Raw genomic sequence first — 18,770 nt, 5'->3', positions numbered from 1 at the left:
CTACAAAGAAATAGCGCGTGTTTAAACTGAGTATATCTTTCTCCACCACCGGGAGAAAGGAAAGTGCGGTAAACTAGCGGTGTTTCAGAAAATAATCAGGAAGCCTCATGAAGGAAAATAACGCGCTTTTGCGTCTCGAGGGTGTGGGATTTAAGACCGACGACGCAGTTATTTTACACAATATCAATCTTGAGCTCAGACCCGGGGAATTTAAGTTGATTACCGGGCCTTCCGGCTGCGGGAAAAGCACCTTGCTGAAAATTATCGCCTCGCTGCTCAGTCCGACCTCCGGACGCCTGTTTTTCGACAATGCCGATGTCGCGACGCTGTCGCCGGAAAGGTATCGCCAGCAGGTCTCTTACTGTGCGCAGACGCCGGCGCTGTTCGGGGATTCGGTTTACGATAACCTGATTTTTCCGTGGCAGATCCGCAATAAACAACCGGATCCGCAGGCGCTGGTGGCCGACCTGCAGCGCTTTGGTCTTGGCGAAAATATGCTGGAAAAATCGATTAATGAACTATCCGGCGGGGAAAAGCAGCGCGTCTCGCTGATCCGCAATTTACAATTTCTGCCGCGCGTGCTGCTGCTGGACGAAATTACCAGCGCGCTGGATGACAGTAATAAACAGAATGTGAATGACATTATTCATGGCTATGCGACGGAAAAGCAGGTCGCTGTTCTGTGGGTCACCCACGATCGCAACGAAATTTCGCATGCCGATGAAGTGATTACCTTGCAGCCTGCCGGCGGAAACATGCAGGAGGTACGGCATGAACGGGCATAACATTACGAACGAATCGCTGGCGCTGTCGATGGTGCTGGTGCTGATCGCTATTCTGGTGAGCTATCGGGAAAAGCTGGCGCTGGAAAAAGATATTCTCTGGAGCATCTGCCGGGCGATCGTGCAGCTGATTATCGTCGGCTATGTATTGAAATATATCTTTAACGTCAATCATGCGGTTCTGACGCTGTTGATGGTGCTGTTTATCTGCTTTAACGCGGCGTGGAATGCCAAAAAGCGCAGCAAGTATATCGATAAGGCTTTTGTCTCGTCATTTATCGCCATCACCACCGGCGCCGGGCTGACGCTGGCGGTGCTGGTGTTCTCTGGCTCGATAGCCTTTGTCCCGATGCAGGTGATCCCGATTGCCGGGATGGTGGCCGGGAACGCCATGGTAGCGGTGGGACTGTGCTACAACAATATGGGCCAGCGCTTCAGCAGCGAGCAGCAGCAGATTCAGGAGAAGCTGAGCCTCGGCGCGACGCCGAAAATGGCCTCGGCGCGGCTGATTCGCGACAGCATTCGCGCGTCATTGATACCCACCGTCGATTCAGCGAAAACGGTCGGCTTGGTGAGCTTGCCAGGGATGATGTCGGGGCTAATTTTTGCCGGTATTGACCCGGTAAAGGCGATTAAGTACCAGATCATGGTGACCTTTATGCTGCTGTCGACCGCCAGTCTGTCGACGATTATCGCCGGCTATCTGACCTACCGGAAGTTCTTCAACGCCCGCCATCAGCTGGTGGTGACGCAGCTGAAAAAGCGCCCGTGAACGATCCCGGGTTGCGGCGTTCACGCCTCACCCGGGCGACTAAGGCTAGGTTCCGCATCGTTCGCGTAGCCCGGATAAGCGCAGCGCTATCCGGGGCTGGCAACGGATTAGTACAGCAGCGAATAGAGCTGACGGCGGTATTTGGCGGCCAGCGCATCGCCGGTACCGAGGGCGGCGAGGATCTCCTGCAGCATCTTGCGCGCCTGGCCGTCGCCAGCGCCTAAATCCTTCTGCAGATGGCTGAACAGCAGCGCCAGCGCTTCTTCGTTACGCCCGACCTGATGCAGCTGTAGCGCCAGCTGGGAGGCCAGCTGCGCGTCCTCCGGATTCTGTTCCACCTGCTGCTGCAGCTGCTGGATTTCCGGCGTGTCGGCGGCCTGTTTGAGTAGCTCAATCTGCGCCACCAGACCCTGATAGTGGGTATCCTGATCCTGCAGCGGAATAGTCTTCAGTACGTTTTCCGCTTCATCGGAACGGTGCAGAGCAATCAGCGTTTCCGCCAACAGCAGGCCAATCTGGCTGTCCTGATTCGACAGCTGCCAGGCCTCCTTCAGCAGCGGCAGGGCATCGGCGTATTTTTCTTCCTGCATCAGGGCCAGGGCCTGCTGCGCTTTCAGCTCCTCTTCGCGAGGCAGGACTTTATCCAGCAGGGCGCGGATCGCTTCTTCCGGCTGCGGGCCTTCAAAACCGTCCACTGGTTGGCCGTTCTGGAACAGATAAACCGTAGGGATGGCGCGCAGACCAAACTGTGAAGCGAGCATCTGCTCGGCGTCGCAATCGACCTTCGCCAGCGTAAACTGGCCGTTGTATTGAGCGGCCAGGCGCTCAAGAACCGGGGTCAGCTGTTCGCAGTGCTGGCTGCGGGCAGACCAGAAGTAAAACAGCACCGGGACGTTCATGGACTGCTGTAGCGTCTGCTGCAGGTTCGCTTCGCTAATGTTGACAATATTCTGTTCGGACATGGGCATTTCTCGTTAGTCGATTTCTGTTTTACATGGGGGCGGCATGCCGCGCTTCAACTCAGCCGTGGATAATTTTGTCCATCGCGCGGGCTGGCAGCAGGCGTTTGAGCAGCGCCACCGCGTGGGTGACCAGGGTGACCGGGTAGCGCAGCTTCGGCTTATCGCTGATAAAAGCGTGGCGCACTTTTTCCACTACCGCCTCCGGCCCGAGGGTAAAACGGGCGGCGATGCCCGGGTTTTCAACGGGCTTGTCGCTTTGCGTCTGGTTGACGTTATCGGTAAAGCGGGTGCGGATCGGGCCCGGCTCAATCAGGCTGACCTTGATACCGCTGTGACGCAGCTCCATGCGCAGTGCGTCGGACCATGCCTCGAGGGCGTATTTACTGGCGGCGTAGGCGCCGCGGCCGGGGCTGGCGATAAGCCCCATCACCGACGAGGTCATCACGATGCGACCTTCGCCGTGCGGCGTCATCGCTGGCAGCAGCAGCATGGTGAGCTGATGGGCACCGAAAAAGTTAGCGGAAAACTGCTGTTCCATCTGCTGGCGGCTGATGGTGTTCAGCGGGCCATAGACGCCGTATCCGGCGTTATTGAACAGGCCGTAGAGACGATTATCGGTCAGCGCAAGCACCTCCGCCGCCGCGCGCTCCACGCTCTGCGGGTCGTCCAGATCGAGCAAAATACCGGTTAGCCCCAGCTCCTGCATCCGCGCCACGTCCTCTGCCTTGCGGCAGGCCGCCAGCACGCGAAAGCCCTGGCGGGTTAAATCCAGTGCGCTTTCCAGACCAATTCCGCTGGAACAGCCTGTCACTAAAACCGTTTTTTGCATAACTTTACCTGTCAGCGACCCCTGGCGTTCAGGAGTCATGATTAACTAAGGGAGCCAGCCGGTTCGCCATCCACTCGGCGATAAACGGCTGCGCGTCGCGATTCGGGTGAATGCCGTCGTCCTGCATCCACTGGGGTTTCAGATACACCTCCTCCATAAAAAAGGGCAGGAGAGGAATAGCGAACTCTTTGGCCAGGGCCGGGTAAATCGCGCCGAAGGCTTCATTATAGCGGCGGCCATAGTTCGCCGGCAGGTGAATTTGCATCAGCAGCGGCTCGGCGTTGGCCGCTTTGATATCCTTAATAATGGTGCGCAGCGTCTGCTCGGTCTGCTGCGGCGGAAAGCCGCGTAGCCCGTCATTGCCGCCGAGCTCAACCAGCACCCAGCGCGGCTGATGCTGTTTAAGCAGCGCAGGCAGACGGGCCAGCCCTTGCTGGGAGGTATCGCCGCTGATGCTGGCGTTCACCACTGGCGTTTTCGCCTGCCACTTCTCATTGAGCAGCGCAGGCCACGCGGCGTTGGCCGCCATCCGATAGCCAGCGCTCAGGCTGTCGCCGAGGATCAGCAGCGTATCCGCCGCCATCGCGCGGCAGGTAAACAGGAACAAAAACAGGAAAGGCACATGCCAGCGGAAAACATACTTGAAGTTCATCATCTTAAGAAGTCCGTCGGTCAGGGGGAGCATCAGCTCTCCATCCTTACCGGAGTTGAGCTGGTTGTCAAACCGCGGCAGACCATCGCCCTGATCGGCGAGTCGGGCTCCGGTAAATCGACCCTGTTGGCGATCCTCGCCGGCCTGGACGATGGCAGCAGTGGGGAAGTATCGATGCTGGGCAAACCGCTGCATCGGATGGATGAGGAGGCGCGGGCGGCGCTGCGGGCGCAGCACGTCGGTTTTGTCTTTCAGTCGTTTATGCTGATCCCGACGCTCAACGCCCTGGAGAACGTCGAGCTGCCGGCGCTGCTGCGTGGCGCCAGCGATAGCCAGAGCCGGGGCGATGCCCGCGCGCTACTTGAGCAGCTGGGGCTTGGCAAACGCCTGCACCACCTGCCGGCACAGCTCTCCGGCGGTGAACAGCAGCGGGTCGCGCTGGCCCGGGCCTTCAATGGTCGTCCGGCCATTCTGTTCGCCGATGAGCCCACCGGCAACCTCGATCGCCAGACCGGGGATAAAATTGCCGATCTGCTGTTCTCGCTTAATCGCGAACACGGCACCACCCTGATCCTCGTCACTCACGATCCGCTGCTGGCGGCGCGCTGCGACCGTCGTCTGCGCCTGGTGGATGGCCAGCTGCGGGAGGAAGCATGATCGCCCGCTGGTTCTGGCGCGAATGGCGCTCGCCGTCGCTGCTGATCGTCTGGCTGGCGTTAAGCCTCGCCGTGGCCTGCGTGCTGGCCCTGGGGTCGATAAGCGATCGGATGGAGAAAGGCCTCAGCCAGCAAAGCCGTGAGTTTATGGCAGGCGACCGCACGCTGCGCAGTTCGCGCGAGGTGCCCGCTGAGTGGATCGCGCATGCGCGCCAGTCAGGGCTGAGCGTCAGCGAACAGCTGAGCTTCGCCACCATGACCTTTGCGGGCGATACGCCGCAGCTGGCGGACGTCAAGGCGGTGGATGACCGCTATCCGCTGTATGGCACTCTCGAGACGCAGCCGCCGGGGCTGAAGCCCCAGGCGGGCAGCGTGCTGCTGGCGCCAAGGTTGATGGCGCTGCTGAACCTGAAAACCGGCGATACGATTGACGTTGGCGACGCCACGCTGCGCATTGCCGGGGAAGTGATTCAGGAGCCGGATGCGGGGTTCAACCCCTTCCAGATGGCGCCGCGGCTGATGATGAATATGGCCGACGTGGCAAAGACCGGCGCCGTGCAGCCCGGGAGTCGCGTCGCATGGCGCTATAAGTTCGCCGGCGACGCTGAACAGCTGGCCAATTATGAGCAGTGGCTGCTGCCGAAACTCGGCCCGGAGCATCGCTGGATTGGTCTTGACCAGGACGACAGCGCGCTGGGCAAATCCCTCGAACGCTCGCAGCAATTCCTGTTGTTATCCGCGCTGCTGACGCTGCTGTTGGCCGTCGCGGCGGTGGCCGTGGCGATGGGCCACTACTGCCGCAGCCGCTACGATCTGGTCGCCATACTCAAGACGCTGGGCGCCGGACGGGCGCAGCTGCGCAAGCTGATTGTCGGCCAATGGCTGCTGCTGTTGACGCTGTCGCTGATAACCGGCGGGGCAGCAGGGCTAGCGCTGGAGCGCCTGCTGTTGCTGATGCTCAAACCGGTTCTGCCCGCCGCGCTCCCGCCGGCCAGCGGCTGGCCGTGGCTGTGGGCGGTGGGCGCGACCGGCGTGATTTCCCTGCTGGTGGGCCTGCGCCCCTATCGGCTGCTGCTGGCGACCCTGCCGCTGCGGGTGCTGCGCCAGGACGTGGTGGCTAACGTCTGGCCGCTGAAAATCTGGATCCCGACGGTCAGCGCCGTGGTGGTGGGCCTGCTGGCGTGGCTGATGGGCGGCAGCCCCCTGCTGTGGTCGGTGCTGGCCGGGGCGGTGGTGCTGGCGCTGCTGTGCGGCCTGGTGGGCTGGGGATTGCTGTGGCTGCTCAAACGCCTGACGCTCAGCGCCTTGCCGCTGCGTCTGGCGGTGAACCGCCTGCTGCGCCAGCCGTGGTCGACCCTCAGCCAGCTGGCGGCGTTTTCCCTGTCGTTTATGCTGCTGGCGCTGCTGCTGGTGCTGCGCGGCGATCTGCTCGACCGCTGGCAGCAGCAGCTGCCCCCGGAGAGCCCAAACTACTTCCTGATCAATATCGCCCCTGAGCAGATAATGCCGGTGAAGACCTTCCTCGCCGAACATCAGACGCGGGCGGCGGAATTTTATCCGATCGTCCGGGCTCGTCTGACGCAGATCAACGGCCACTCCACGGACGGGAACAAAGACGAAGCGCTGAATCGCGAGCTTAATCTCACCTGGAGCGAACAGCGTCCGGATCATAATCCGCTGGTGGCCGGCAGCTGGCCGCCGAAGCCGGGCGAGGTATCGATTGAGGAGGGGCTGGCGCAGCGGCTGGGGGTGAAGATCGGCGATACGGTGACCTTTACCGGCGATACTCAGGACTTCAGCGCGAAGGTGAGCAGCGTGCGCAAAGTTGACTGGGAGAGCCTGCGGCCCAACTTCTTCTTTATTTTCCCCTCCGGGGCGCTGGACGGGCAGCCGCAGAGCTGGCTCACCAGCTTCCGCTGGGATAACGGTCCCGCGATGTTGACCCAGTTGAACCGCGAGTTTCCTACAGTCAGCCTGCTGGATATCGGCGCCATCCTGCGTCAGGTCGGCCAGGTGCTCTCCCAGGTCAGCCGGGCGCTGGAGGTGATGGTGGGCCTGGTCACGGCCTGCGGCGTGCTGCTGTTGCTGGCGCAGGTCCAGGTCGGTATGCGCCAGCGGCATCAGGAGCTGGTGGTCTGGCGCACGCTGGGGGCCGGAAAATCGCTGCTGCGCGCCACGCTGTGGGCGGAGTTTGCCCTGCTGGGGCTGGTCTCCGGCCTGGTGGCGGCGGTAGGCGCCGAAGTGGCGCTGGCGATGCTGCAGACGAAAGTCTTTGATTTCCCCTGGACGCCGGACTGGCGGCTGTGGGTGATGCTGCCGCTGACGGGGGCGGTGTTGTTATCCCTGTGCGGCGGCGGGCTGGGGCTGCGTTTGTTAAAAGGGAAAGCGTTGTTCCGTCAGTTTAGCCAGTAAGATTATTGCATTTTGATGATGCGCCGCCGTTTTTGGCGGCGCTTTTATTTTAAGCGCACAAATTGATAACTCGTTGATTTTTAAGCGCACAAAACATTAAAAAACCGACAACACGCTGTACTGATTCGCGGTTAATATTCAGCTGGTAAATATAAGGTTGCTTATTAATCAAGGAAAAACTATGGCACATAAAATAAAAGCGCTGGCGATCTCGATCGGCGCAACACTGGTGTTCGCTTCATTTGCTTCTCACGCGGAGATCACGCTGCTGAAACAAGATCCGCAGGCGGGCGATCCGTTAAGCCGGCTTAACTTTACCGTCGGCGGGAGTATTCGTCCGCAATTCAACATGATGACCGGCGATGGCGATAAAGGCTCCTATAAGCGTAACGGTTTCGACGGCGGCACTCGTTTCCGCTTCGCGGCGGATTACTACCTGTTCGATGATATTAGCTGGATCAGCTACTACGAACTGGGGGTGAACATTCCGGCGCTGTTTGACTGGGATAACCACTACGCAGAAGGGGCGAACAATACTACCCGCCGCATGCTGTATACCGGCCTGAAAAGCGATACCTGGGGGACGTTAACCTACGGGCAGCAGAACAGCATTTACTATGATGTGGTGGGGGTGAAAACCGATATCTGGGACTACGACATGATCGGCCAGGCCCCGGGCAACGGTATTAACGGCGATTACGATGGTTCTTATCGTTCACGTAATATGCTGAAATATAAGAAAACCGTTGGCGATGTCGATCTTTACGGCTCTTATCTGTTCGAAGACAGCGAATACCTGCCGGGTAACGGTCTGCGCTATAAACGTAAAGGCGGCGGTTCTGTTGGCGCGGACTACCACATCATGAAGGATCTGACCTGGGGGACTGCGTGGAACTACACCCGCGCCGAAATGCGCGACCCGTCAACTTCCGACAGCAAAACCTATGACCAGAACATCGTCGGTACCGCGCTGAGCTGGACCCCGGATAACTGGACCTTCTCCTTCGGCGGCGGCTGGTATCAGAACTTCCTCACCACCAAAAAAACCGATGTGCATAATTACTTCGCCGGCGACGCCTGGGGGATTGAATATTTTGCGGGCTATAAATTCCCGATCAATCAGTATGCCGTTAAATCTATTCAGCCGTACTTTATGGGCGACCGCCTGCAGTATGTGAATGGCCGCAACTACCAGCGTATCGATAACGGTCTGGGGATTAGCTTCCAGCTGGATTATGGTTTCCGCGTTGACTACGAGCACGTGTTTACCTCCAGCACCGACAATCTGGGCGATATGAACCTGGTGCGTCTGCGCTACGACTTCTAAGCGGTCACATCTCCCCGGTCGCGATGCGCTCACCGGGGCTACAAATCATGCCGACCGGTAGCCCGGCTAAGGCGTTTACGCCGCAAGCCGGGACAATCGAGCATGCGATTACTTCTCCAGCCAGGCGGCGACCTCCTGCCAGCTGCCGCGAAAAATAATCTTCCCGGCTTTTTTCCCCAACTGATAGCGATACATCGGGTCGTAGTATTCTTCCAGTAGCGGCACCAGCCAGGCGAAGTGCGCCTCGGTGCTGGCGGTGCGCTGCTGCTGCGCCAGCGCCTCATCGAGGCGTTCAGTGAGCTGGGCAAAACGCTGCAGCCCCAGGCGACGGCGGATGGCAAACAGGCCGTGATGCAGATACTCGCCGTATGCCTGCCAGCCTTTCTCTTCGCCATACGCGGCGATAAAGTCGCGATACATGCGATCGAAATACTCCTCGCGCAGCCGTTCGAGGCGAACGTCAAACGGATCTTCCACCACCGCCAGCGGCGATTGCGCCATGCGGATGCGCAGGCACTCCGGCAGATGGTTGGCGCCGATCATATGGCCTTCATCTTCCAGCACCCAGCGCGTCTGCTGTTCGGCTTTTTTGAGCAGGCTGACCGCCAGGTGGTTTTCAAAGGTGGCTTGCGGATGCTGCGGCTGTAGCGTGCGGCCAAACGAAGAGCCGCGGTGGTGGGCATGGCCCTCCAAATCGATACCGTCCGGTCGCGAGCAAACCAGCTGGGTTTTGCCGTTGCCGGTGCAGCCGCCAATCAGCACGATCGGCCGCTGTACCAGCGCGTCGGTAGCCTGGATCGCCGCCTGGCGCAGCGCTTTATAGCCGCCGACGATCAGGGGGTAATCCACGCCAGCTTCTTTCAGCCACTGCTGGACAATATGCGAGCGCTGGCCGCCGCGGGCGCAGCACAGGTAACCGTGCGGGTAACGGGCGCATGCTTCCAGCCATGACCGGATCCGGCTGGCGCGCAGATCGCCCTGAACCAGCTTATGGCCGAGCGCCAGCGCCGCTTCCGGCCCCTGGCGCTTGTAGCAGGTGCCGACCGCGGCGCGTTCTTCATCATTCATCAGCGGCAGGTTGATCGCCGCCGGCATCGCGCTTTGGCTAAACTCCACCGGGGCGCGTACGTCAATCAGTGGCGTATCGCTGGCGAGGATGTGCAGAATATTTTTTAGTACTGATTCCATCATTTAAACCGTTAGGCAATCCAGACGCGTCGCTCGACGCGATAATTCTCCTATTGTACGCGGTGAGCGCTCGGGAGGATTGATTTTTCACGGTGTATTGCTGAATAGCGTCAGGAACCCCGTTATTTCCGGCGCAGAATGGCTGAACAGCGAGGCGATATCCTGCACCGCTTTACCATGATGATCTTTGCGCCAGGCGAGACTCAATGGCGAAGGGGGACGCATGGTCGGAATGTGTCGGGCGATCAGCTTGCCCTGAGCGATAAGCGGCAGGCAGAGCGGTTCCGGTAAAAAGCCGATGCCGACGCCGGCGAGATGGGCGGCAACTTTGGTTTCGATATCGGGAACCACTATCTCTTTTTGCCCGGGCAGACGCCAGGCGACGCGCTTCGTCAGCCGTCGGGCGCTGTCCTCAATATTCACCGCCGGATAGCGCCGCAATTGCGCCTCTGATAGCGGGTCGGGTTGCTGGCTTAGCGGGTGATGCGGCGACATCACGAAGAGCCAGGTCACCTCACCCAGTGGGTAGACGGCCATGTTTTCCGCTAACGGTTCGGTGCCGGTCACGCCAATCGCCAGGGAGAAGTCGTCATGCAGCAGCGTATCCCAGACGCCCATATAGATTTGTCGTGAAAAATGAAATTGCGTAAAAGGGTAGCGCTGGGTGAGCCAGGCCAGCAGCCGGGCAATGGCCTGCGGGTCGTACATCAGGTTATTCACCACAATATTGACCTGGCGCTCTACCCCGTCGTTTATCTGCTGAAGCTCACCGGGCATACTATCAATCCACCCCAGCCACTCTCTGGCTTGCGCCAGCAGGTGCATCCCGGCCGGCGTCAACAGTACGCTGCGCGTTGTGCGGGAAAAGAGTGCGACACCGGTGTTGTCCTCCAGTAATTTGATGCGATAGCTGATGGTGGCGGTTGTTTTATAAAGTTTTTCCGCTGCTCTTGAGAAGCTGCCGGTCTCAGCGACGCTGACAAAGGTGCGTAGTGTTTCGGGATCGAGCATCGCCATATTCCTCGTTATTTAATAATTCACCCATGATTTTTAAGTATTTTTTCATAATAACCTTTTCAATAATGTGGGTTAAATCAGATTTTGGAAAATTATTCCAACTTATAGTGTTGTCACGCTTAGATGGCTGTGGATTGTGCAGCTTCTCTACCCCCTTCAACGTTAGGAAGGGGAACGGTTTTAAATGAATAAGGAACAGCTCATGAAGCTTGAAGTATTGCCCCTGACGCGAGATGCATTCCGCCCGTATGGGGATGTTATCGAAACGGAAGGACAGGATTTTTTTCACATCAATGATGGAAAAGTACAGCGTTTTCACGATCTGGCGATGGTGGAGACGTTACAGCAGGATCGTACGCTCATCAGCATTAATCGTGCGCAACCCGCCGCGCTGCCGATTATTGTCACCGAACTGGAGCGCCATCCGCTGGGTACCCAGGCGTTTGTGCCGATGCGGGGGGAGGCCTTTGTCGTGGTGGTCGCGGCAGGCGGCGATGAGCCGGACATGAACACGCTGCGTGCGTTTATCTCAAATGGCCGTCAGGGGGTGAATTACCACCGTAATGTCTGGCACCATCCGCTGTTTGCCTGGCAGACGGAAACCGATTTTTTAACCGTCGATCGCGGCGGAAAAGACAACTGCGATGTCGTAAAGATCCCGACCGTGGAGCTGAGCTTTGCGTGAGGTTACACGTGACGCTGTCGATTATCTTGCATAACATGTGGGCGCTTACACACTATTTATGCTCAGGTTTTGAGCCGGAGATAATCGAGGTATGACAGAAGTGAGAAGGCGTGGAAGGCCTGGCCAGCAGGAGCCTTCCGCGCAAAAAGGCGCACAGGCGCTGGAGAGAGGGATCGCGATATTGCAATACCTGGAAAAGAGCGGCGGCAGCTCGTCGGTTAGCGATATTTCCCTGAATCTGGACTTACCGTTATCGACCACCTTTCGCCTGCTAAAAGTGCTGGAAGGCGCGGATTTTGTCTATCAGGACAGCCAGTTAGGTTGGTGGCATATCGGTCTTGGCGCGTTCAATATCGGCTCGGCCTACATCCATAACCGGGACGTTTTATCCGTCGGCGGGCCCTTTATGCGGCGGCTGATGCTGATGTCGGGGGAGACAGTCAACGTGGCGATTCGCAACGGCAACGAAGCAGTGCTGATTGGTCAGCAGGAGTGTAAGTCGATGGTGCGAATGTGCGCGCCGCTCGGCAGTCGACTCCCGCTCCATGCTTCAGGCGCCGGGAAAGCGCTGTTGTATCCGCTCCCTGCGGAAGAGCTGGTGGATGTGATTGTGAAGACCGGCCTGCAGCGGTTTACGCCGACGACGATTGTGGATTTGCCGGTCCTGCAGCGAAATCTGGATGAGGCGCGAGCCTGCGGCTACAGCATTGACCAGGAGGAGCATGTGACAGGATTAAACTGTATTGCTTCAGCGGTTTACGATGATGTGGGCTCTGTGGTAGCGGCAATTTCGATTTCCGGACCTGCGTCCAGGCTAACCCCGGACCGTTTTGTCAGCCAGGGCGAGCTGGTAAGGGAGACGGCAAGGAATATCAGTACCGCGCTGGGCCTTAAACCCCAGGCCGACTGATCGCCGATCCAACCCGCTCTCTTGAGCGGGACTTTTTTGGTTATGTTTAAATTTGGAAAAATTTTCCAATACAGTGAGGTTGTAAAAATGGCAAAAATGAGAGCCGTTGACGCGGCAATGTATGTTCTGGAAAAAGAAGGGGTTAACACAGCATTTGGCGTGCCTGGCGCGGCTATTAACCCGTTCTATTCTGCGATGCGTAAGCACGGCGGGATCCGCCATATTCTTGCCCGCCATGTTGAAGGCGCGTCTCATATGGCTGAAGGCTATACCCGCGCGACTGCCGGTAATATCGGTGTCTGTCTGGGGACCTCCGGCCCGGCCGGTACGGATATGATCACCGCTCTGTATTCTGCCTCCGCGGACTCGATTCCCATTCTGTGCATCACCGGCCAGGCGCCGCGCGCGCGTCTGCATAAAGAGGACTTTCAGGCGGTGGATATTGAATCCATTGCTAAACCGGTCACCAAGATGGCGGTGACGGTGCGTGAGGCGGCGCTGGTTCCGGGCGTGCTGCAGCAGGCTTTCCATCTGATGCGCTCCGGCAGACCGGGACCGGTGCTCATCGATCTGCCTTATGATGTCCAGGTGGCAGAAATCGAATTCGACCCTGAGCTTTACTCGCCGCTGCCGGCTTATAAACCGGTCGCCACGCGTCCGCAAATTGAAAAGGCACTGGCGCTGTTAGTCCAGGCGGAACGCCCGGTGATTGTTGCCGGTGGCGGGGTGATTAACGCCGATGCCGCCGCGCTGCTGCAACGATTTGCGGAAATCACCCATGTCCCGGTGATCCCGACCCTGATGGGCTGGGGCTGTATACCGGACGACCATGAACTGATGGCCGGAATGGTCGGCTTACAAACCGCGCATCGCTACGGCAACGCCACGCTGTTGGCCTCAGATCTGGTGTTCGGGATCGGCAACCGCTTTGCTAATCGTCATACCGGCTCGGTCGAGAAGTACACCGCAGGCCGCAAAATTATTCATATCGACATTGAACCGACGCAGATTGGCCGTGTACTGTGCCCGGACTTAGGCATTGTCTCCGATGCCAAAGCGGCGTTAATTCAGCTGGTAGACATTGCGCAGCAGATGCAAAAAGAGGGTCGCCTGCCACGTCGCGAGAGCTGGGTTAGCGAGTGCCAGGCACGCAAGCGTACGCTGCTGCGTAAAACCCACTTCGATAACGTGCCGGTTAAACCGCAGCGCGTCTATGAAGAGATGAACAAAGCGTTTGGCCGGGACGTATGCTATGTCACCACCATTGGCCTGTCGCAAATCGCCGCCGCGCAGATGCTGCATGTGTTCAAAGACCGCCACTGGATCAACTGCGGTCAGGCGGGGCCGCTGGGCTGGACGCTTCCCGCCGCGCTGGGCGTTTGCGCTGCCGATCCTGAGCGCAACGTGGTCGCGATTTCCGGCGACTTTGACTTCCAGTTTCTGATTGAAGAGCTGGCGGTAGGCGCCCAGTTCAATATTCCCTATATCCATGTCCTGGTGAACAACGCCTATCTCGGCTTGATCCGCCAGTCGCAACGCGCCTTTGACATGGACTACTGCGTTCAGCTGGCGTTTGAAAATATTAACTCCAGCGAAGTAAACGGCTACGGCGTCGATCATGTGAAGGTCGCGGAGGGACTCGGTTGTAAAGCCATTCGCGTCTTCAAGCCTGAGGATATTGCTCCCGCGTTTGAGCAGGCCAAAGCCTGGATGAAAGCCTATCGCGTGCCGGTCGTTGTGGAAGTGATCCTCGAGCGCGTAACCAATATCTCCATGGGCAGCGAACTGGATAACGTCATGGAGTTCGAAGACGTTGCCGATAGCGCCATTGACGCACCAACCGAAACTTGTTTCATGAAATATGAATAAATGAGGTGACATTATGTTGCGCTTTTCTGCCAACCTTTCCATGTTATTTCAGGAATATGATTTTCTGGATCGCTTTGAGAAAGCGGCGGCCTGTGGTTTTCGCGCTGTCGAATTTATGTTTCCCTATGACTATGCGCCCGAGCTATTAAAGCAAAAGCTGAGCGACAACCAGCTGGAGCATACTTTACACAATTTACCCGCTGGCGACTGGGCGGCAGGGGAACGCGGCATCGCCTGTATTCCAGGCCGCGAAGCGGAGTTTCGCGAAGGTGTCGACGCCGCAATCCGCTACGCCAAAGCGCTGGGCAATCGTAAAGTTAACTGTCTGGTCGGCAAAACGCCGGTGGGCTATCGCGAAGAACATATTCGCTCAACGCTGGTGGCGAATCTACGTTTTGCCGCCGCCGCGCTGGCCCAGGAAGGTATTCTGTTGCTAATTGAGCCGATCAATTACTTCGACATGCCGGGCTTTTATCTGAATACCACGCATCAGGCGTTGGCGCTGCTTGATGAAGTGGGTAATGATAATCTGAAAATTCAGTACGATATTTACCATATGCAGCGTATGGAGGGGGAATTAACCCATACGATGCAAACATATGCTAATCGTATTGGTCACTTACAGATCGCGGATAATCCGAATCGAGGCGAACCCGGGACCGGTGAAATTAATTATGAGTATCTTTTTAATTTCATCGATAAATCAAATTATGACGGTTGGGTAGGTTGTGAATATAAACCATTGACCACCACCGAAGCGGGACTGACTTGGTTTAATCGCTACCGCTAATTTTTAATTTATCGTTGGGCAGTATTTATTATTCCAGACTCAGGGATTTTATTTCCTGACAACAGGAAGGGATAGCTATTGCCCAGATAAATCAAAATACACATTGTGAGAGGACACTTATGAAGCTGGGATTTATTGGTTTGGGGATTATGGGCACCCCGATGGCGCTCCGTCTTGCTAAAGCAGGGCACGCACTGCACGTTACCACCATTGGGCCTGTTGCTGACGAATTGCTCAAGCACGGGGCACAACATCTGGCCTGCGCGGAACAGGTGGCGGAGCAGTCAGACATTATTTTTATTATGGTACCCGATACCCCGCAGGTTGCCGAGGTGCTGTTTGGCGAACATGGTTGTGCTAAAGCGGCGCTGAAGGGCAAAATTATCGTGGATATGAGCTCTATCTCACCGATAGAAACCAAACGTTTTGCGCAGCAGGTGCGGGATCTGGGCGCCGATTACCTTGATGCCCCGGTCTCCGGCGGCGAAATTGGCGCACGTGAAGGCACCCTCTCCATTATGGTTGGCGGCGATGAAAACATCTTTGCCCGCGTAAAACCGCTGTTTGAGATTTTGGGTAAAAATATCACCCTCGTCGGAGGAAACGGCGACGGTCAGACCTGTAAAGTCGCCAATCAGATTATCGTCGCGCTGAATATTGAAGCGGTGTCCGAAGCGCTGGTTTTTGCCTCTAAAGCCGGGGCGGACCCCGCTCGCGTTCGTCAGGCGTTGATGGGCGGTTTCGCTTCCTCACGTATTCTGGAAGTGCATGGTGAAAGAATGCTTAACCGCACCTTTAATCCAGGCTTTAAAATTTCTCTGCACCAGAAGGATCTCAATCTGGCTCTGCAGAGCGCTAAAGCCCTGGCGCTTAATCTGCCGAATACAGCTACCTGTCAGGAGCTATTTAATACCTGTGCCGCGAATGGCGGCAGCGAATTAGATCACTCGTCTCTGATTCAGGCTCTGGAATTAATGGCAAATCATCAAATAGCATAATAAGCGTAAAGCTGCCGAAATCGGCAGCTTTATTTGAACCTCACAGGTGACTTTATGGATACGATCAATAAAAAAGGTGTCGACTATTGGAAACAAATAGTCGTGGTAATGAGTCTGGGCTGGGTGGCAATTTGGATCTATCGTACCGTGTTAACGCCGATTTATCCGGAGATTCAGGCGTCATTGGGTAACGTCAGTAATGCTGAAATTGGCGCGATTGCCAGCTTCTATTTTCTGGCCTACTGCGGCATGCAGATCCCCTGCGGCATTCTGGTGGATAAACTGGGCCAGAAAATTATGCTGATGTGCGGTTTTTCGCTATTTATTATCGGTACCCTGAGTATCGCTAATGCCGGAAATCTGACGCTGATTTATATCGGCTCGCTACTGGCCGGCGCCGGTTGTGCCTCCTTCTTTAGTTCCGCCTATTCGCTCTCCTCGGCCAACGTGCCGCAGGAACGCCGGGCGCTGGCGAATGCCATCATCAACAGCGGCTCTGCCATTGGCATGGGGATTGGCCTGATTGGCTCAAGTATTCTGGTCAAGAGCATGCACATGGCCTGGCAAAATGTGTTGTTTATCGTCGCTGCGATTTTACTGGTGATGCTCTGCGTGTTTACCCTGGTCATTCGCCGCAAACTGAAAGAACCCGCCACGGCGGAAAATAAAACGAGCGCAGCGGCGTCAGCGCCGGTTGCGGAAGAGAAATCGACGCCGCTGTTCTCGCCATTACTGTGCAGCGTGTACTTTCTCTATTTCTGTACCTGCTACGGCTACTATCTGATTGTAACCTGGCTGCCCTCTTATCTTCAGACCGAACGCGGGTTTGACGGTGGGGCGATTGGTTTTGCTTCCGCGCTGGTGGCGGTGGTCGGGGTACCGGGCGCGCTGTTCTTTAGCCATCTCTCGGATAAATTCCGTGACAGTAAAGTCAAAGTTATTCTCGGGCTGGAGATAGTCGCAGCGGCCATGTTGATGTTTACCGTTCTGTCGCCGAATACCACCATGCTGATGATTAGCCTGGTACTGTACGGGCTGCTGGGCAAAATGGCCGTTGATCCGATTCTTATCTCGTTCGTCTCCGAGCAGGCGTCAGCGAAAACGTTAGGCCGCGCCTTCAGCTTATTTAATTTCTTTGGTATGAGTTCTGCGGTAGTTGCACCGACGCTCACCGGCTTTATTTCCGACCTGACCGGATCGAAAGAAATTAGTTTTGTGATGTCTGCCGGATTGGTTGTTACCGGGACGATACTTTTTGCTCTGATCACCTTGCGCAAGAATAAAATACCGTCAAAGACCATCACCGTATAATAAAAATAAATAATAAAAATTGTTGTTCCACATAGCTAAACCTACAAACGTAATCCGATGCGTATTAAGAGGGAATTATGGAACAAACTCAAGACCTATACAAAACCAGGGGCTATAGTGATGATCTATTGCCGAAATCAGACACTCAGCGTAACTGGAAAACATTCAATTATTTCACGTTGTGGATGGGTTCTGTACACAACGTACCAAATTATGTGATGGTGGGTGGTTTTTTTATCCTTGGACTTTCCACTTTTAGCATCATGATGGCGATAATATTAAGTGCCTTTATTATTGCCCTGGTCATGGTGTTTAATGGTGCTGCCGGAAGTAAATATGGCGTACCCTTCGCGATGATATTAAGAGCCTCATATGGAGTACGCGGTGCATTATTGCCCGGACTGCTCAGAGGCGGTATCGCGGCGATTATGTGGTTTGGCTTGCAATGCTACGCCGGATCGCTGGCATTTCTGATCTTATTAGGCAAATTATGGCCTGCGTTTCTGACGCTTGGCGGTGATTTTAAGCTGCTGGGGCTGTCGTTGCCGGGGTTGATCGCCTTTCTGGTGTTCTGGTTGATTAACGTCGGGATTGGCTTTGGTGGCGGAAAAGTGCTGAATAAATTTACCGCAATCCTCAACCCCTGCATCTATATTGTCTTCGGCGGCATGGCTATCTGGGCCATTTCGCTGGTAGGATTCGGCCCGATCCTCGACTACCTGCCTACCGGGGTGGCAAAAGCGGAACATACCGGTTTCTTGTTCCTGGTGGTGATCAACGCGGTGGTGGCCGTCTGGGCCGCTCCGGCTGTCAGTGCCTCGGATTTCACCCAGAACGCGCGCTCATTTCGCGAGCAGGCTATTGGTCAGACGCTTGGACTCGTGGTGGCTTATATTTTGTTTGCGGTCGCCGGCGTCTGTATTATCGCCGGGGCAAGTATCCACTATGGTATGGATACCTGGAACGTGCTGGATATTGTGCAGAAATGGGACAGCCTGTTTGCCTCGTTCTTTGCGGTGTTGGTGATATTGATGACCACGATCTCCACCAATGCTACCGGTAATATTATACCGGCAGGTTATCAGATCGCGGCGATCGCCCCAGCCAAACTGACCTATAAAAATGGCGTGCTTATCGCCAGTATTATTAGCTTGCTGATTTGTCCATGGAAATTAATGGAGAATCAAGACAGTATTTATCTCTTCCTCGATATTATTGGCGGGATGTTAGGGCCGGTTATTGGTGTAATGATGGCGCACTATTTCATCGTTATGCGTGGGCAAATAAATCTTGATGAACTTTATACCGCGCCAGGAGATTATAAATATTTTGATAATGGTTTTAATGTTACCGCATTCCTGGTAACCATTGTGGCGGTCATTTTATCGCTCGGTGGAAAGTTTATTGCTTTGCTGGAACCCTTCTCCCGTGTGTCATGGTTTGTCGGTGTTATTGTCGCTTTTGTTGCGTACGCGTTGCTGAAGAAACGGGCGCAACCCAATAATCTGACACGGCCAAATACGGTTAGTTAAGTTAATTTTAACCAGGAAAGTTTATTTCATGGATGAAGCATTACCGGCCAAAGCCATTGTTATTGCGGCACGCAATGT

Annotated in this window: 18 protein-coding genes; 12 read left to right on the top strand and 6 right to left on the bottom strand. The window is 56.1% G+C overall.

Annotation, left to right across the window (positions count from 1 at the left end; genetic code table 11):
• Positions 1–107: 107 nt before the first annotated feature.
• Complete coding sequence (gene fetA / locus ACLEXF_RS13135; RefSeq protein ID WP_004204722.1) at positions 108–785, top strand: iron efflux ABC transporter ATP-binding subunit FetA; 678 nt, start codon at positions 108–110, stop codon at positions 783–785.
• Positions 772–1,554 (top strand): iron efflux ABC transporter permease subunit FetB, encoded by a 783-nt coding sequence (fetB, locus tag ACLEXF_RS13130; protein WP_004204721.1) that lies wholly within the window; start codon positions 772–774, stop codon positions 1,552–1,554. Before fetA ends, fetB begins: the two co-directional genes overlap by 14 nt.
• Before the next feature lie 107 nt (positions 1,555–1,661).
• Here the strand turns inward: fetB and ACLEXF_RS13125 are convergent, their stop codons facing one another.
• From ACLEXF_RS13125 to tesA, 3 genes are read right to left on the bottom strand one after another with little or no spacing between them, the layout of a single operon-like run.
• Complete coding sequence (locus ACLEXF_RS13125; protein ID WP_004204720.1) at positions 1,662–2,516, bottom strand: co-chaperone YbbN; 855 nt, start codon at positions 2,514–2,516, stop codon at positions 1,662–1,664.
• 58 nt (positions 2,517–2,574) lie between these two features.
• On the bottom strand, positions 2,575–3,384 hold the full coding sequence (locus tag ACLEXF_RS13120; protein ID WP_074186539.1) for an SDR family oxidoreductase: 810 nt from the start codon (positions 3,382–3,384) through the stop codon (positions 2,575–2,577).
• Positions 3,374–3,997, bottom strand: a complete 624-nt coding sequence (gene tesA, locus ACLEXF_RS13115; RefSeq protein ID WP_025999119.1) for a multifunctional acyl-CoA thioesterase I/protease I/lysophospholipase L1 — start codon at positions 3,995–3,997, stop codon at positions 3,374–3,376. The genes ACLEXF_RS13120 and tesA overlap by 11 nt, the downstream gene beginning before the upstream one ends.
• Here tesA and ybbA point away from each other — a divergent pair.
• Both ybbA and ybbP read left to right on the top strand, forming a co-directional pair.
• Positions 3,968–4,654: a putative ABC transporter ATP-binding protein YbbA gene (gene ybbA, locus ACLEXF_RS13110; RefSeq protein WP_004146399.1), complete on the top strand. Its 687-nt coding sequence runs from the start codon at positions 3,968–3,970 to the stop codon at positions 4,652–4,654. The two genes, tesA and ybbA, sit on opposite strands and share 30 nt — an antisense overlap.
• The gene (gene ybbP, locus ACLEXF_RS13105; protein WP_407259906.1) at positions 4,651–7,065 is read left to right on the top strand and encodes a putative ABC transporter permease subunit YbbP; all 2,415 of its coding nucleotides are present in this window, start codon (positions 4,651–4,653) and stop codon (positions 7,063–7,065) included. Before ybbA ends, ybbP begins: the two co-directional genes overlap by 4 nt.
• Here ybbP and ACLEXF_RS13100 read toward each other — a convergent pair.
• Complete coding sequence (locus ACLEXF_RS13100; RefSeq protein ID WP_032426074.1) at positions 7,027–7,155, bottom strand: hypothetical protein; 129 nt, start codon at positions 7,153–7,155, stop codon at positions 7,027–7,029. The genes ybbP and ACLEXF_RS13100 overlap by 39 nt on opposite strands.
• A 91-nt stretch (positions 7,156–7,246) precedes the next feature.
• On the opposite strand from ACLEXF_RS13100, the gene ACLEXF_RS13095 reads away from it, so the two are divergent.
• On the top strand, positions 7,247–8,392 hold the full coding sequence (locus tag ACLEXF_RS13095; RefSeq protein WP_049117067.1) for a porin: 1,146 nt from the start codon (positions 7,247–7,249) through the stop codon (positions 8,390–8,392).
• A gap of 108 nt (positions 8,393–8,500) precedes the next feature.
• On the opposite strand, the gene mnmH is transcribed toward ACLEXF_RS13095, so the two are convergent.
• Both mnmH and allS read right to left on the bottom strand, forming a co-directional pair.
• Complete coding sequence (gene mnmH, locus ACLEXF_RS13090) at positions 8,501–9,580, bottom strand: tRNA 2-selenouridine(34) synthase MnmH (protein ID WP_407260001.1); 1,080 nt, start codon at positions 9,578–9,580, stop codon at positions 8,501–8,503.
• 87 nt (positions 9,581–9,667) lie between these two features.
• Positions 9,668–10,591, bottom strand: a complete 924-nt coding sequence (allS, locus tag ACLEXF_RS13085) for an HTH-type transcriptional activator AllS (protein WP_043521430.1) — start codon at positions 10,589–10,591, stop codon at positions 9,668–9,670.
• A gap of 208 nt (positions 10,592–10,799) precedes the next feature.
• Between allS and allA the strand changes: the two genes are divergently transcribed.
• The 7 genes from allA to ACLEXF_RS13050 all read left to right on the top strand — a co-directional run bounded on the left by allA (position 10,800) and on the right by ACLEXF_RS13050 (position 18,692).
• The gene (gene allA / locus ACLEXF_RS13080; protein WP_025714052.1) at positions 10,800–11,282 is read left to right on the top strand and encodes an ureidoglycolate lyase; all 483 of its coding nucleotides are present in this window, start codon (positions 10,800–10,802) and stop codon (positions 11,280–11,282) included.
• Between the two features lie 91 nt (positions 11,283–11,373).
• Positions 11,374–12,192, top strand: coding sequence for an HTH-type transcriptional repressor AllR (gene allR, locus ACLEXF_RS13075; RefSeq protein ID WP_012737529.1), 819 nt, complete (start codon positions 11,374–11,376; stop codon positions 12,190–12,192).
• An 87-nt stretch (positions 12,193–12,279) separates the two neighbouring features.
• Positions 12,280–14,061 (top strand): glyoxylate carboligase, encoded by a 1,782-nt coding sequence (gene gcl / locus ACLEXF_RS13070; RefSeq protein ID WP_155009438.1) that lies wholly within the window; start codon positions 12,280–12,282, stop codon positions 14,059–14,061.
• Between the two features lie 13 nt (positions 14,062–14,074).
• Positions 14,075–14,851 (top strand): hydroxypyruvate isomerase, encoded by a 777-nt coding sequence (hyi, locus tag ACLEXF_RS13065; protein ID WP_155009439.1) that lies wholly within the window; start codon positions 14,075–14,077, stop codon positions 14,849–14,851.
• A 119-nt stretch (positions 14,852–14,970) separates the two neighbouring features.
• Positions 14,971–15,849, top strand: a complete 879-nt coding sequence (glxR, locus tag ACLEXF_RS13060) for a 2-hydroxy-3-oxopropionate reductase (RefSeq protein WP_025714214.1) — start codon at positions 14,971–14,973, stop codon at positions 15,847–15,849.
• A 54-nt stretch (positions 15,850–15,903) separates the two neighbouring features.
• Entirely contained in the window at positions 15,904–17,160 is a 1,257-nt protein-coding gene (locus ACLEXF_RS13055) for an MFS transporter (protein WP_407259905.1), read from the top strand.
• Positions 17,161–17,237: 77 nt separating this feature from the next.
• A complete protein-coding gene (locus tag ACLEXF_RS13050) occupies positions 17,238–18,692 on the top strand; it encodes an allantoin transporter (protein WP_407259904.1) in 1,455 nt (484 codons plus the stop codon).
• The last annotated feature ends 78 nt before the right edge of the window (positions 18,693–18,770 follow it).

The organism is Klebsiella pneumoniae complex sp. WS1778, assembly GCF_049472055.1.
Taxonomy (GTDB): Bacteria; Pseudomonadota; Gammaproteobacteria; order Enterobacterales; family Enterobacteriaceae; genus Klebsiella; species Klebsiella quasipneumoniae.
Note: the sequence above shows the minus strand (reverse complement) of the source record. Positions and strands in the feature narration are given on the sequence as shown.